Source organism: Arthrobacter sp. Rue61a, from assembly GCF_000294695.2.
Taxonomy (GTDB): Bacteria; Actinomycetota; Actinomycetes; order Actinomycetales; family Micrococcaceae; genus Arthrobacter; species Arthrobacter aurescens_A.
Genome location: NC_018531.1, coordinates 1,268,779 through 1,282,722 on the forward strand (window position 1 = coordinate 1,268,779; position 13,944 = coordinate 1,282,722).

Sequence of the window (13,944 nt, forward strand, 5' to 3'; positions counted from 1 at the left end):
TGTGTTCTTAGGTGAACGCTGAACTAGATCTTGCGGGCCAGGATGGCCTGCTTGACCTCGGCGATTGCCTGGGTCACCTGGATGCCGCGGGGGCATGCTTCCGAGCAGTTGAAGGTGGTGCGGCAGCGCCACACGCCTTCTTTGTCGTTCAGGATCTCAAGGCGCATGTCGCCGGCGTCATCACGGGAATCGAAGATGAAGCGGTGGGCGTTGACGATCGCAGCCGGACCGAAGTACTGGCCGTCGGTCCAGAAGACCGGGCAGGACGAGGTGCAGGCAGCGCACAGGATGCACTTGGTGGTGTCGTCAAAGCGCTCACGGTCCTCGACGGACTGCAGGCGTTCCTTGGTGGGCTCGTGGCCCTTGTTGATCAGGAACGGCATGACTTCGCGGAAGGACTGGAAGAAGGGTTCCATGTCCACGATCAGGTCCTTCTCCACAGGGAGGCCCTTGATCGGCTCGACGGTGATGGGCTTGGTGGTGTCCAGGTCCTTCAGCAGCGTCTTGCAGGCGAGGCGGTTGCGGCCGTTGATGCGCATGGCATCCGAACCACACACACCGTGGGCGCAGGAGCGGCGGAAGGAAACACTGCCGTCAATCTCCCACTTGACCTTGTGGAGGGCATCCAACACGCGGTCCGTGCCGTACATGGTCAGCTTGTAGTCGTCCCAACGCGCTTCGTCCGAAATTTCGGGGTCGTAGCGGCGCACGCGCAGCGTGATGTGGAAGGTGGGGATTTCACCGTCGCCGGCAACGCTAGCCGGGAGCTCGATCTTGGAAGCGGGCTCTGCCATTTCGGTGGTCATTAGTACTTACGCTCCATCGGCTCGTAACGGGTGAAGATCACGGGCTTCGTCTCAAGACGGATGCCCGCAACAGATTCCGCCGAGGAGTCGACGGTGACGGAAGTGTCCAGGTACGCCATGGAGTGCTTCATGAACTTCTCGTCATTGCGGTCCGGGAAGTCCTCGCGGTAGTGGCCGCCGCGTGACTCTTCACGGTGCAGCGCACCGACGGTCATGACCTTGGCCATGTCCAGCAGGAAGCCCAATTCCACGGCTTCCAGGAGATCCAGGTTGAAGCGCTTGCCCTTGTCCTGAACGGTGACGTGCTTGTACCGCTCTTCGAAGGAAGCGATGTCGCGAAGGACCTGCTCCAAGGATTCCTTGGTGCGGAACACCTGCATGTTGGCGTCCATGGTGTCCTGCAGTTCCTTGCGGATCTGTGCAACACGCTCGGTACCGTTGCCGGTGAGCAAGCGGTCCAGGATGCCACGGGTCATTGCCTCGGGGTCCTCGGGGAGCTCGACGTAGTCGGCCGTCTTCGAGTACTCCGCAGCAGCAATACCGGCGCGCTTACCGAAGACGTTGATGTCCAGGAGCGAGTTGGTGCCGAGACGATTCGAGCCGTGCACTGACACACAGGCAACTTCACCGGCAGCGTAGAGACCCGGCACGATCGTGTCGTTGTCCTGCAGCACTTCGGTGGTGATGTTCGTGGGGATGCCACCCATGGCGTAGTGCGCGGTGGGGAACACGGGAACAGGATCGGTGAACGGTTCCACACCCAGGTAGGTGCGGGCGAACTCCGTGATGTCCGGAAGCTTGGCTTCGATGTGCGCGGGCTCAAGGTGGGTGAGGTCCAAGAGGACGTAATCCTTGTTCGGACCACAACCGCGGCCTTCGCGCACTTCGTTCGCCATGGCGCGGGCCACGATGTCACGGGGTGCGAGGTCCTTGATGGTGGGAGCGTAGCGCTCCATGAAGCGCTCACCCTCCGAGTTACGCAGGATGGCACCTTCACCACGTGCACCCTCGGTGAGGAGGATGCCCAAGCCGGCGAGGCCGGTCGGGTGGAACTGGAAGAACTCCATGTCTTCCAGGGGGATGCCGCGGCGGAACGCGATGCCCATTCCGTCACCGGTGAGGGTGTGCGCGTTGGAGGTGGTCTTGAACACCTTGCCGGCGCCGCCGGAGGCGAACACAACGGACTTGGCCTGGAAGACGTGCAGTTCACCGGAAGCGAGGTCGTAGGACACGACGCCGGCAACACGCTTCTGCTTGTACGGGGTTCCGTCTTCGCGCACTGCGTCTTCTTCGACGATCAACAGGTCAAGGACGTAGTACTCGTTGTAGAACTCAACGTTGTGCTTGACGCAGTTTTGGTACAGGGTCTGCAGGATCATGTGGCCGGTGCGGTCGGCTGCATAGCACGCACGGCGGACGGGTGCCTTGCCGTGGTCACGGGTGTGGCCACCGAAGCGGCGCTGGTCAATCCGGCCCTCGGGCGTGCGGTTGAACGGCAGACCCATCTTTTCAAGGTCCAACACGGCGTCGATGGCTTCCTTCGCCATGACCTCGGCTGCGTCCTGGTCAACCAGGTAGTCGCCGCCTTTGATGGTGTCAAAGGTGTGCCATTCCCAGTTGTCTTCTTCGACGTTGGCCAATGCTGCGCACATTCCACCCTGAGCTGCACCGGTGTGCGAGCGGGTGGGATAGAGCTTGGTCAGTACCGCGGTGCGTGCTCGCTGACCGGATTCGATCGCGGCGCGCATGCCGGCGCCACCTGCACCGACAATGACGACGTCGTACTTATGGACCTGCATACCAGATGCTCTCTCTTTCAAAAATTCAGATGGTCGGCGGAGGCTGCTCCGCTACGTCAGGCGAACCGGTTTGCTCGAGGGAGCAAACCGGAAGGCGCCGCTACGGGGCCGGGCAGAAACCACCAGGCAACTGAACGCCGTCGACGACGGGGCACGGGTTGAAGGTGAAGATCACCAGTGTGCCAAGGATGATGATGACCAGGGTGGCCGCGTAGAGGACCATCTTGAGCCAGAAGCGCGTGGAATCCTTCTCGGCGTAGTCGTTGATGATGGTGCGGACGCCGTTGGTGCCGTGCAGCATGGCAAGCCACAGCATGGCAAGGTCCCAGAACTGCCAGAACGGATCGGCCCACTTGCCGGCAACGAAGCCGAAGTCGATTGCGTGGATGCCCTCGCCCACCAGCAGGTTGACGAACAGGTGGCCGAAGATCAGCACCACCAGGACGATGCCGGAGAGACGCATGAAGAGCCAGGCGATCATCTCGAAGTTGCCACGGCTGGAGCCGGTGCGGTTGTACTTCGGTGCGATCTTCCCGGACCCGATTTTTCCACTGCGTGGTGTCTCGATGGTTGTCATGGCTTAGTGGCCTCCCAGCGCGAGGGAAAGGTGGCGGATGGCGAAGCCTGCGAACGTGACAAGCCACAGCGCAAGCACGACCCACAGCAGTTGGCGCTGGTACTTAGCGCCCTTCTTCCAGAAGTCGATGGCGATCACACGCAGGCCGTTGAAGGCATGGAAGATGATCGCCGCGACCAGGCCCGTTTCACCCAGGGCCATGAGGGGGTTCTTGTATGCGCCAATGACGGCGGTGTAGGCCTCAGGGGACACGCGCACCAATGAGGTGTCCAGCACATGGACCAACAAGAAGAAAAAGATCACTACACCTGTAATGCGGTGTCCAACCCAGGACCACATGCCTTCACGGCCGCGGTACAAGGTGCCAGCTGGTTTTGTCGGCACTGATTAAACCTTCCTGCAACACAGCGGCGCTGGCATGGGATCCACGCGGGGGGAACGCCTGCTGCGAGAGCACTCGTAGCTCACGCCTAAATCTAGGCTTCGCTCACAGCATATTCAATTTAGGACGGGCTTCTCTGCTTGTTAATTCCATGTTTCCTACCGATATTCAGGCGATTTTTGGCACTGCTTGAGACGAACGCCACAAGTGTGTCCTGCTGCGGGGCTTCCCGCCTGCGTCGGATAAAGTGTTGCGGTGAGTACAGAAGACGCGAAATACCCGGAATCGCCATTGAACCGCTTCCATGCGGTTATTCCGGCGGGCGGTGTGGGGACCCGGCTGTGGCCACTCTCGCGTGCCGCTGCGCCCAAGTTCCTCCACGACCTGACCGGTTCCGGCAGTACGTTGTTGAGGGCTACCTACGACCGCCTCGAGCCGCTGGCCGGCGAGCGGGTCCTTGTTGTAACCGGCGAGGCACACCGTGCCGCCGTGTGCCGCCAGCTCCCCGAGGTAGGGGACGACGAACTCGTCCTCGAAAGCGAGCCGAAGGATTCAGGCGCCGCTATCGGCCTTGCCGCTGCCATCCTGCATCGCCGTGATCCGGACACCATCATGGGTTCGTTTGCGGCCGACCACGTCATCAGCCCGGACCATCTTTTCCAGGAGACTGTTCGCGAGGCGATCTACACCGCGGCCACGGGCAAGATCGTCACCATAGGCATCAAGCCCACCCATCCCTCAGTTGGCTTTGGGTACATTCGCTCCGGTGCGGCCCTGAACGTGGACGGCGCCCCGAACGCACTTGCTGTTGCGGAGTTCGTGGAGAAGCCGAGCCAGGAGGTCGCCAACAAGTACGTCGAAGCGGGGGACTACGTCTGGAATGCCGGCATGTTCGTCGCTCCGGTGGCGCTCATGCTCAAGCACCTCGAAGCAAACCAGCCGGAACTGTTCAAGGGCTTGCAGGAAATCGCTGACGCCTGGGATACCCCGCAGCGCGCCGAAGTGACCGCCCGTGTCTGGCCCACCCTGCCTAAGATCGCCATTGACTACGCCGTGGCTGAGCCGGCAGCGGCAGCCGGCGATGTCGCCGTCGTGCCCGGCACTTTCCGTTGGGACGACGTAGGCGACTTCGCCGCGATCGGCCGCCTTAACAATGCCGGCGACGTTGATGAAGTGACGGTGCTTGGCGAAGGCGCACGTGTGTTCGCGGAGAACGCCAGCGGCGTGGTGGTATCCGATACCAAGCGCGTCATTGCCTTGATCGGCATCAAAGACGTGGTCATTGTGGACACGCCGGACGCGCTCCTTGTCACTACCAAGGAACATGCACAACTGGTCAAGGGCACTGTTGATGCGCTGAAAGCAAGTGGCGACACGGACGTGCTGTAGTACATCTGCTTATACCGTGAGCCACCTCTTTGGTTGTCCTGCGTCTGAACGCAGCGTAACCAAGAGGTGGCTTTCGTTCTTCAGGTGCCGCGCATGGCTAGAGTTGTGACGTGCGCAATTACACGACTGAAACCGAGCCCGCTCCCGTTGTGAGTCCTTGGGTTGATGAACTGCTTCCCGGACTTATCGAGTTCCGGCGTGACCTCCATGCGCACCCGGAGCTGTCTTTCAAGGAGTTCCGCACCACGGACAAGCTCGTGGAGCGGCTGGAAGCAGCCGGGTTGAAGCCGCGGCGTCTGGATGAGACCGGGCTGACGGTTGACGTGGGCGAGGGCCCCATTGCCACAGCCCTTCGCGGGGACATCGACGCACTGCCGATCATTGAGGAAACCGGCCTGACTTTCGCGTCGAAGAACCATGGCGTTACCCATGCTTGCGGCCACGACGTCCACACCACTGCCATGCTGGGCATTGCCTTGACCCTGCAACGGATGCACAAGAACAACCCGCTGGGTGGCACGGTACGGATCATCTTCCAGCCGGCCGAGGAAACCATGCCGGGCGGCGCCCTGTCCTGCATTGAGCAGGGAGTGCTTGAAGGCGTGCCGCGTATCCTGGCGTTGCACTGTGATCCCCGGATCAACGTGGGCCAGATCGGCACGCGCATCGGTGCCATTACTTCTGCCTCGGACACCATCAAGATTGAGCTCTCCGGTCGCGGCGGGCACACGTCACGGCCGCACCTGACCGAGGACCTGGTCTTCGCGCTGGCGCAGATAGCGGTCAACGTGCCGGCTGTCCTCTCCCGCCGCGTGGATGTGCGCAGCGGCGTGTCGGTGGTGTGGGGCCAAATTTCAGCCGGCTCCGCACCGAATGCCATCCCGGGCACCGGGTATATGGCAGGCACCATGCGGTGCCTCGACCGCGATGCCTGGCATAGCGCGGGGGAGTTGCTGGACGACGTCGTGAGGCAGGTTGCTGCGCCTTATGGAGTGGACGTCCACCTTGAACACACCCGCGGCGTGCCGCCCGTAGTGAACTCCGAGCACGAGACGGCCCTTATCGAGGCATCAGCCCGTGCTGAGTTGGGTGAGAATGCAGTGGTCCTCACTCCGCAGTCCATGGGTGGCGAGGACTTCGCCTGGTTCCTGGCCGACCTTCCGGGAGCCATGATGCGCTTGGGTACGCACACCCCCGGCGGCGAAGAATACGATCTCCACCGCGGTGACTTCATCGTTGACGAACGCGCGCTCGGCTACGCAATCCGGGTCCTGACGGCGGCCGCCCTCCGCACCATCCGCGACCTCGAGCAATAGACCCAACTGAGTCGCAGACCAGGCCGTTCGGAGCCCCCAAACGTCCTGATCTGCGGCTCAGTCGGGTGCTTTCGGCGTAGATAAGTTGTGCACAATTGAATTGTGCACTATCGTTTTAGTCATGAGTGATGCACCCCGCCTCCGCCATCAGGTCTGCTTTGCGCTGTACTCGGCGTCCAAAGCGGCGACGGCGGTCTACCGCCCCGTGCTGGAGGACCTCGGCCTGACGTACCCGCAGTACCTGGTAATGCTGGTCCTCTGGGAGCAGGAACCGCGGAGCGTCCGTGACCTCGGCGCGGAACTGGGACTCGACTCCGGAACCTTGTCGCCCCTGCTCAAGCGACTGGAGGCCATGGGTCTGGTTGAACGCCGCCGCTCGGCCGAGGATGAGCGCCGGGTGGACGTGGTCCTGACCGACGCCGGCACCGCCTTAAGTGCCCGCGCCCAGGCTGTACCCCAGCGCCTCGCCGACGCCGCCGGCCTGTCGCCGGATGAGATCGGGCAGCTCCACGCCACCCTGGGCAAGCTCACGGCAGCACTCAACAGCTCACTCTGACAGCCCCCCCCGGAGAACCCCGGGACATCCATTCCCCAAGAGAACGGAAACACCATGAAGACTCTCTACATTGCCGAGGCCTTGGCATCCGGCGAAGGCCGCGACGGCAACGCGCGCACCAACGACGGCAAACTGGACGTCGCCCTCGCCAGCCCCGTGGAACTCGGGGGCAACGGGGAAGGTACCAACCCGGAGCAGCTGTTCGCAGCCGGCTACGCCGCGTGCTTCCACTCGGCACTGCGCCTGGTGGGTCGCAAGGAGCGCGTTGACCTCAGCGACTCGGCCGTTGCCGCCAAAATCCACTTCGGCGCACTGACAGACAGTGAAGGCTACGGACTCGCTGCCGAACTCGAAATCGCACTGCCCGCCTTGGATCGCGGCACCGCGGAGCAGCTGATGGCCAAGGCGCACCAGATCTGCCCTTACTCCAACGCAACGCGCGGCAACATGGCCGTGGACCTCAAGCTCGTGGAGTTCGCCGCATGAGCACCGCTACCAGCACCCCCACGGAAACCCGCGAAATCCAACTCGCATCCCGCCCAGTAGGACGCCCGGCTCCTGAGAACTTCCGGTTGGCACAAGCCGAGCTGCCCGAGCTCGCAGAGGGCCAGCTCCTGGTGAAGAACCAGTTCATGTCGGTGGATCCCTACATGCGTGGCCGAATGAACGACGTCAAGTCGTACTCGGCGCCATTCCGCCTGGATGCAGCGCTCGACGGCGGTGCTGTAGGTGAGGTGATCGCGTCCCGTTCGGACGCGCACAAGGTGGGTGACGTCGTCGTGCATCAACTCGGGTGGCGAGAACATGCGGTGGTGGACGGCGCAGCAACTACTCCCGTGCCGTCGGGGCTGGCCCCGACTTCGGCGTTCCTTGGCGCGCTGGGCATGACCGGCCTGACCGCTTACGCAGGCCTGCTCAAGGTTGCCGAGTTCAAAGAAGGCGACGTGGTGTTCGTGTCCGGAGCGGCAGGTGCCGTCGGCTCGATGGTTGGCCAGATCGCCAAGGCGATGGGCGCCTCCAAGGTCATCGGCAGTGCGGGATCGCCGGAGAAGGTGGCCCGCTTGCTGGAACTCGGCTTTGATGCTGCCTTCAACTACAACGATGCCCCCGTGTTGGACCAGCTGAAGGAAGCCGCAGGGGAGCGCGGCATTGACGTGTACTTCGACAACGTTGGCGGCGAGCACCTGGACGCAGCGCTTGCCACGCTTACGGTCGGCGGGCGTGTAGCCATGTGCGGTGCCATAGCGCAGTACAACTCCACGGAGCCTTCGGTGGCGCCACGGAACCTCGCTGTGGCCATCGGCAAGCAGCTCACCCTGCGCGGGTTCCTGGTGGGCGGACAGCGGCAGCACGCCGCAGAATTTGCTCAGAAGATGGCCGGCTGGCTGGCGGACGGTTCGGTCAGCTACGACGAAACAATCGTCGACGGTCTCGAGAATGCCCCGCAGGCCTTCATTGATTTGCTGGACGGCGCGAACACCGGAAAGATGCTCGTCCGCTTGTGAGATGACCGGTAGCCGGGTGTGACTTGCGCACCCGGCTACTGCTTGGTAACAAAAGGTCAACAATCTGACCTGGAGCGGCTCCATGTGCTGTCCGGGTGTGTTGCAGGCCACTAGTGTTGGTTTCATCAATGCGCTTCGGCGCAGCTGCGAGCATCAGTGAAAACAGAATTTCTGCCTCAGGTCTAGGAAACGGACACTCATTGACCATCCGTCGTAGCGCCAATCACTTTCTTCCTGGAGGAAAATTGAAGAAACCACTGCGTGCCACCCTGAAGCGCGGTTCAATGGCCGGTGTTGCAACCCTCGGAGCAGCAGCACTCCTGCTGACCAGTTGCGGCCAGGCTCCCGATGCCGGTTCCGGCACTGCCACCAAGAGTGACTTCCTCGGATGCATCGTTTCGGACTCCGGCGGATTCGACGACCAGTCGTTCAACCAGTCCTCGTTCGAAGGCCTCAAGAAGGCTGAAGCTGACCTCGGTATCGAGGTCAGGTCGGCTGAATCGAAGGCAAACAGCGACTTCGAGACCAACCTCAACGGCATGGTTTCCGCAGGCTGCAACCTGACAGTCACAGTCGGCTTCCTCCTGGGTGACGCCACCAAGGCTGCTGCTGAGAAGAACACGGACAAGCACTTCGCGATCGTCGACTACACGTACGAGACCCCGATCGCGAACGTCAAGCCGATCGTTTACGACACCGCGCAGGCCGCATACCTGGCAGGCTACGCGGCTGCAGCTACCACCAAGACCGGCAAGGTCGGCACCTTCGGCGGCATCAAGATTCCCACGGTCACCATTTTCATGGATGGTTTCTACGACGGCGTCCAGGCCTACAACAAGGCCAAGGGCAAGAGTGTTCAGGTTGTTGGCTGGGACAAGAACACCAAGGACGGCTCCTTCACCGGCGACTTCGAGAAGCAGGACACCGGCAAGCAGGTCACCATCAACCTGCTGGACCAGGGCGCGGACATCATCATGCCCGTGGCCGGACCGGTTGGTAAGGGTGCAGGTGCTGCACTCAAGGAAGCCAAGGCAGCCGGCAAGGACGTCAAGCTCATCTGGGTCGACTCCGATGGCTACCTCACCGCTCCCGAGTACAAGGACCTCATGCTGACCTCCGTGGTCAAGCAGATGGGCGAGGCCGTTGAAGCCGTGGTGAAGGATGACAAGGACGGCAAGTTCAACAACGAAGCCTACGTTGGCACGTTGGAGAACGACGGCGTAGCACTCGCCCCTTTCCACGATCTTGACTCCGCAGTCTCTGCTGAAACCAAGTCCGAACTCGACGCGTTGAAGGCGGACATCGTGTCCGGCAAGCTGGTTGTTGAGTCGGAAGCCAGCCCCAAGAAGTAAGCAATTCCTGGACGCGCCGCCAGTACCGAGCCCCGGTACTGGCGGCGCGTTTTTGCCCTGACTACGCTGGGCTCAATAGCTGCAGCAGTCCCTCGGACTCATAGAACGGTGGGAGTTGTGAAACTCGAATTGAAAGGGATCTCGAAAGCCTTCGGGACCTTCTACGCCAACCAAGACATAGACCTCCTGGTCGAATCCGGTCAGATCCATTGCCTCCTTGGCGAAAATGGTGCTGGCAAATCTACCCTCATGAACGTGCTCTACGGGCTGTACGAGCCTTCGGCCGGCCAGATCCTGGTGGACGGGCAGCCCGTCACCTTCCGCGGACCCGGGGATGCCATGGCTGCCGGAATCGGTATGGTGCATCAGCACTTCATGCTGGTTCCCGTCTTCACGGTTGCTGAGAACGTGGCGCTCGGCGCGGAGCCAACCACGTTCGGAGGTGTCCTCAGCATTGAAGAAACCCGGAAGAAGATCCGGGAGATTTCCGGCAAGTACGGCTTCGACGTCGATCCCGATGCACTCGTCGAAGACCTTCCCGTGGGTGTCCAGCAGCGCGTCGAGATCATCAAAGCGCTGGTTCGGGAAGCCAAAGTCCTCATTTTGGACGAGCCCACAGCAGTGTTGACGCCGCAGGAAACCGATGAACTCCTGGACATCATGCGCCAACTCAAAGCCGGCGGCACATCCATTGTTTTCATCTCGCACAAGCTCCGCGAAGTGAAGGCTGTCTCGGACGTCATTACGGTGATCCGCCGAGGCAAGGTAGTGGGTGATGCTCCACCTACGGCATCAGCCACTGAACTCGCCTCCATGATGGTGGGCCGGCCGGTGAGCCTGAGCCTGAACAAGGCCCCCGCTCAGCCGAAGGAGACCACCTTTGTGGTGGAGAACCTGACGGTCCGTGCAGCCAACGGCACCAACGTGGTGGACGGGATCAGCTTCGACATCGCCCAAGGTGAGATCCTCGCCGTCGCTGGTGTCCAGGGCAACGGCCAAACAGAACTGACGGAGGCCATTCTCGGCATCCAAGAGCATGTGACAGGCTCCGTGATGTTGGATGGCAAGCAACTCCTGGGCCTTCCGGTCAAGGACGTCCTGCGTTCCGGCGTTGGTTTTGTTCCGGAAGACCGCACGGTGGATGGGCTCGTGGGACCGTTCTCCGTTGCCGAGAATTTGGTGCTGGACTTGTACGACCAAGCACCGTTCGCGAGCGGCATCAGCATGAAGCCTGCCAAGGTTGTTGAGCACGCGAAAGCCAAGATCGAGGAATTCGATATCCGTACTCCGTCCGCTGCATCGGCCGCCGGGACACTGTCCGGTGGCAACCAGCAGAAGGTGGTCATGGCCAGGGAACTGTCCCGGCCCTTGCGGTTGTTTATTGCCAGCCAGCCCACCCGCGGGGTGGACGTAGGCTCCATTGAATTCCTGCACAAGCGAATCGTTGCCGAGCGCGACGTCGGAACTCCGGTCATGATCGTTTCTACGGAGCTTGATGAAGTCATTGAGCTCGCAGACAGGATTGCCGTGCTGTACAAGGGCAAGCTCGTGGGCATTGTCCCCGCGGGAACTTCCCGCGACACCCTTGGCTTGATGATGGCCGGAGTCGGCCCGGAAGGAGGCTCTGATGTCTAACAGTGACGGATCAAATAAAGGCCAGACACCCGACGTTCCTACCTCAGAAGTCCGCGCAGCGGACGTCTCTTTGGATACCGCCGGAGGAACGCTGGAACCGTCCATCGTGCCCGTCTCTTCCCAGAGCGGAGACCCGGGACACCAGCAGGGCAGCGTCATGCGGCGGATCGTCATGGGCAACGGCTTCGTGTCTGTCCTGGCCGTCATCGTAGCGCTGTTCCTTGGTGGCCTGCTGATCGCCAGCACGGATGCGCAGGTTGCCAAAACCGCTGGCTACCTCTTTGCACGGCCCACGGACTTCCTGAGCGCGTTGTGGTCAGCAATGACCGAGAGCTACGTTGCCCTCTTCCAGGGATCTGTCTTTAGTCCACGCGAAGGTTTCAAGCCCTTGCTCGAGACCATGACCGTGGCAACACCGCTTATTTGCGCCGGTCTTGGAGTTGCCTTGGCTTTCCGTGCCGGCCTGTTCAACATCGGTGCGCAAGGACAGATCATCATCAGTGCCACGCTGGCAGCCTATGTCGGTTTCACCTGGCACCTGCCGTTCGGTTTGCACCTGCTGGTGGTCATCATCATGGGTGTCCTGGGCGGTGCCGTCTGGGGTGGAATTGTTGGCATCCTCAAAGCCCGCACAGGTGCGCACGAGGTCATCGTGACCATCATGTTGAACTACATTGCGCTCTTCCTTCTCGACTTTCTGTTGAACACGCCCGCGTTCCGGCGACCGGGGGATAACAGCCCCATTTCACCGCGCCTGGACGAGTCGGCCACCTACCCCATCCTCATCCCGGGATCCCGGCTCCACGTGGGATTCCTGGTGGCAATCGCCCTGACGTACGGTGTGTGGTGGATGCTGAACCGATCCACCATCGGCTTCGAGTTCCGGGCCGTCGGTTCCAATCCCATCGCCGCACGGACTGCTGGCATCAAGGTTCCCCGCGCCACCATCCTGGTGATGGCACTGGCTGGAGCCCTTGCGGCGTTCGGCGGTGTGGCCCAGGTTGCGGGCACGGAAAAGGTCCTCACTGGCGGCGTGGCAGCCCAGATCGGCTTTGACGCGATCACGGTTGCCCTGCTGGGCCGCAGTACTCCGTGGGGGACGTTCTTTGCAGGTCTCCTTTTTGGGGCTTTCCGTGCCGGTGCGGTGCAGATGCAGATCCAAACGGGTACGCCAATCGACATCGTCCTGGTGGTGCAATCACTGATTGTGCTCTTTATTGCTGCACCGCCGCTCATCCGGTCGATCTTCCGGCTTGAGGGTAAAAAGAAGAACAAGACAAAGCCACCGAAGGCGGCGCCGAAAGCTGCCCTTGCCAACGCCACCGGAGGTGCCAAGTGAGCGCGACAACTGCTGCACCCAGGTCGGGATCTACGGCCCTGCCGGCATTCCGGCCTTCCATGAAGGTCCCCCTCTCGCTCGGTATCCTCGCGCTGATAGCCTTGGTGTTTTTCGGCTTCCTTGGACCGGACCAGACCGCCGAGATGAAGATCAGCGATGCCGGCGACGCCGTTGCTGTTCCTGCCCTGATGATTCCGGGACAGGTGGGCGGCATTGTCCTCGGCATCCTGTTGCTCGCGATGGCCGCCTACTCGATCTACCTTTGGACGCAGGGGGAGCGGTCACCCAAGTGGCTGCCCATCGCCTTCGCCGTGGTGTTCGTGTTCGCCTTGCTCGTCTGGATCGTTGCGGGTGCACGCCAACCCTCCATCTCACTGGCCGGCCTCGTTGCCGGGTCCGTGACATTGGCCGTGCCCCTGGTGTTCGGCTCCCTTTCCGGCGTGCTCTGTGAGCGCGTGGGCGTAGTGAACATCGCCATCGAGGGGCAACTCCTGGGCGGAGCCTTCACTGCCGCGCTGGTGGCTACCATGACGGGCAGTCCGTACATCGGCTTGATTGCGGCCGCTGCTGCCGGTGCCGCGGTGTCCATGGTCCTGGCCGTGTTCAGCATCAAGTACCTGGTCAACCAGATCATTGTTGGCGTGGTCCTGAACGTGTTGGTCTCCGGCCTCACGGGATTCCTCTACGGCACGCTGATGGTGCCCAACAAGGAGGAGTTCAACACTCCGGGCCGGCTGGACATCCTGCCGATCCCGTTGCTTTCGGATATCCCCATCATCGGGCCGATCCTGTTCGAGCAGTCCATCGCGGGCTACCTCATGTACATTGCCGTCGCAGTGGTGTGGTTCGGCTTGTTCAAGACCCGTTGGGGCCTGCGCGTCCGCGCCGTCGGCGAACACCCGCAGGCTGCCGACACCTTGGGCATCAACGTCAACGCAACCCGCTTCTGGAATGTCACCTTGGGTGGTGCCATCGCGGGTATCGGCGGGGCTGTCTTCACACTGGTGACCATCGATTCCTTCACCAAGGACATCTCCGGTGGCCGCGGCTTCATCGCCTTGGCTGCCTTGATCTTCGGCCGGTGGAATCCGATCGGGGCCTTCCTGGCCTCTCTGCTGTTCGGCTTTGCCTACAACCTGCAGTCAATCCTTGGCATCATCGGTACCCCGGTGCCGAGCCAGTTCATGGCCATGCTGCCGTACTTGGTGACCATCTTCGCCGTCGCCGGTTTGGTGGGTAAGTCGCGGCCACCGGCCGCAAGCGGCATACCCTACGTGAAGGGTTGACG

The 13,944-nt window shown here is 61.8% G+C and carries 13 protein-coding genes; 9 read left to right on the plus strand and 4 right to left on the minus strand.

Annotated features, from left to right (window positions below; all coding sequences use genetic code 11):
* Window positions 1-23: 23 nt before the first annotated feature.
* From ARUE_RS05930 to sdhC, 4 genes are all read right to left on the minus strand, one after another.
* Window positions 24-806 (minus strand): succinate dehydrogenase iron-sulfur subunit, encoded by a 783-nt coding sequence (locus ARUE_RS05930; RefSeq protein ID WP_011773975.1) that lies wholly within the window; start codon window positions 804-806, stop codon window positions 24-26.
* On the minus strand, window positions 806-2,605 hold the full coding sequence (gene sdhA / locus ARUE_RS05935; protein ID WP_014921081.1) for a succinate dehydrogenase flavoprotein subunit: 1,800 nt from the start codon (window positions 2,603-2,605) through the stop codon (window positions 806-808). The genes ARUE_RS05930 and sdhA overlap by 1 nt, the downstream gene beginning before the upstream one ends.
* Window positions 2,606-2,705: 100 nt before the next feature.
* The gene (locus ARUE_RS05940; RefSeq protein WP_011773977.1) at window positions 2,706-3,182 is read right to left on the minus strand and encodes a succinate dehydrogenase hydrophobic membrane anchor subunit; all 477 of its coding nucleotides are present in this window, start codon (window positions 3,180-3,182) and stop codon (window positions 2,706-2,708) included.
* Window positions 3,183-3,185: 3 nt separating this feature from the next.
* Window positions 3,186-3,566, minus strand: a complete 381-nt coding sequence (sdhC, locus tag ARUE_RS05945) for a succinate dehydrogenase, cytochrome b556 subunit (RefSeq protein WP_011773978.1) — start codon at window positions 3,564-3,566, stop codon at window positions 3,186-3,188.
* A gap of 253 nt (window positions 3,567-3,819) precedes the next feature.
* On the opposite strand from sdhC, the gene ARUE_RS05950 reads away from it, so the two are divergent.
* The 9 genes from ARUE_RS05950 to ARUE_RS05990 all read left to right on the plus strand — a co-directional run bounded on the left by ARUE_RS05950 (window position 3,820) and on the right by ARUE_RS05990 (window position 13,942).
* Window positions 3,820-4,953, plus strand: a complete 1,134-nt coding sequence (locus ARUE_RS05950; protein ID WP_014921083.1) for a mannose-1-phosphate guanylyltransferase — start codon at window positions 3,820-3,822, stop codon at window positions 4,951-4,953.
* Window positions 4,954-5,063: 110 nt separating this feature from the next.
* Entirely contained in the window at window positions 5,064-6,269 is a 1,206-nt protein-coding gene (locus ARUE_RS05955; RefSeq protein ID WP_043469902.1) for an amidohydrolase, read from the plus strand.
* Between the two features lie 121 nt (window positions 6,270-6,390).
* Window positions 6,391-6,825, plus strand: coding sequence for a MarR family winged helix-turn-helix transcriptional regulator (locus ARUE_RS05960; protein ID WP_014921085.1), 435 nt, complete (start codon window positions 6,391-6,393; stop codon window positions 6,823-6,825).
* A 54-nt stretch (window positions 6,826-6,879) separates the two neighbouring features.
* Window positions 6,880-7,311, plus strand: a complete 432-nt coding sequence (locus ARUE_RS05965; RefSeq protein ID WP_011773982.1) for an organic hydroperoxide resistance protein — start codon at window positions 6,880-6,882, stop codon at window positions 7,309-7,311.
* The gene (locus ARUE_RS05970; protein ID WP_014921086.1) at window positions 7,308-8,330 is read left to right on the plus strand and encodes an NADP-dependent oxidoreductase; all 1,023 of its coding nucleotides are present in this window, start codon (window positions 7,308-7,310) and stop codon (window positions 8,328-8,330) included. Before ARUE_RS05965 ends, ARUE_RS05970 begins: the two co-directional genes overlap by 4 nt.
* 245 nt (window positions 8,331-8,575) lie before the next feature.
* Window positions 8,576-9,682, plus strand: coding sequence for a BMP family lipoprotein (locus ARUE_RS05975; protein ID WP_430515954.1), 1,107 nt, complete (start codon window positions 8,576-8,578; stop codon window positions 9,680-9,682).
* A gap of 117 nt (window positions 9,683-9,799) precedes the next feature.
* On the plus strand, window positions 9,800-11,317 hold the full coding sequence (locus tag ARUE_RS05980) for an ABC transporter ATP-binding protein (RefSeq protein WP_011773985.1): 1,518 nt from the start codon (window positions 9,800-9,802) through the stop codon (window positions 11,315-11,317).
* Window positions 11,310-12,656 (plus strand): ABC transporter permease, encoded by a 1,347-nt coding sequence (locus ARUE_RS05985; protein ID WP_014921087.1) that lies wholly within the window; start codon window positions 11,310-11,312, stop codon window positions 12,654-12,656. The genes ARUE_RS05980 and ARUE_RS05985 overlap by 8 nt, the downstream gene beginning before the upstream one ends.
* On the plus strand, window positions 12,653-13,942 hold the full coding sequence (locus tag ARUE_RS05990) for an ABC transporter permease (RefSeq protein ID WP_043469905.1): 1,290 nt from the start codon (window positions 12,653-12,655) through the stop codon (window positions 13,940-13,942). Before ARUE_RS05985 ends, ARUE_RS05990 begins: the two co-directional genes overlap by 4 nt.
* Window positions 13,943-13,944 lie beyond the last annotated feature (2 nt).

Bases quoted from the DNA above. Each gene is read 5' to 3' on its own strand.
- ARUE_RS05930 (WP_011773975.1), bottom strand. From the start codon at position 806: ATGACCACCGAAATGGCAGAGCCCGCTTCCAAGATCGAGCTCCCGGCT.
- sdhA (WP_014921081.1), bottom strand. From the start codon at position 2,605: ATGCAGGTCCATAAGTACGACGTCGTCATTGTCGGTGCAGGTGGCGCC.
- ARUE_RS05940 (WP_011773977.1), bottom strand. From the start codon at position 3,182: ATGACAACCATCGAGACACCACGCAGTGGAAAAATCGGGTCCGGGAAG.
- ARUE_RS05960 (WP_014921085.1), top strand. From the start codon at position 6,391: ATGAGTGATGCACCCCGCCTCCGCCATCAGGTCTGCTTTGCGCTGTAC.
- ARUE_RS05965 (WP_011773982.1), top strand. From the start codon at position 6,880: ATGAAGACTCTCTACATTGCCGAGGCCTTGGCATCCGGCGAAGGCCGC.
- ARUE_RS05970 (WP_014921086.1), top strand. From the start codon at position 7,308: ATGAGCACCGCTACCAGCACCCCCACGGAAACCCGCGAAATCCAACTC.
- ARUE_RS05985 (WP_014921087.1), top strand. From the start codon at position 11,310: ATGTCTAACAGTGACGGATCAAATAAAGGCCAGACACCCGACGTTCCT.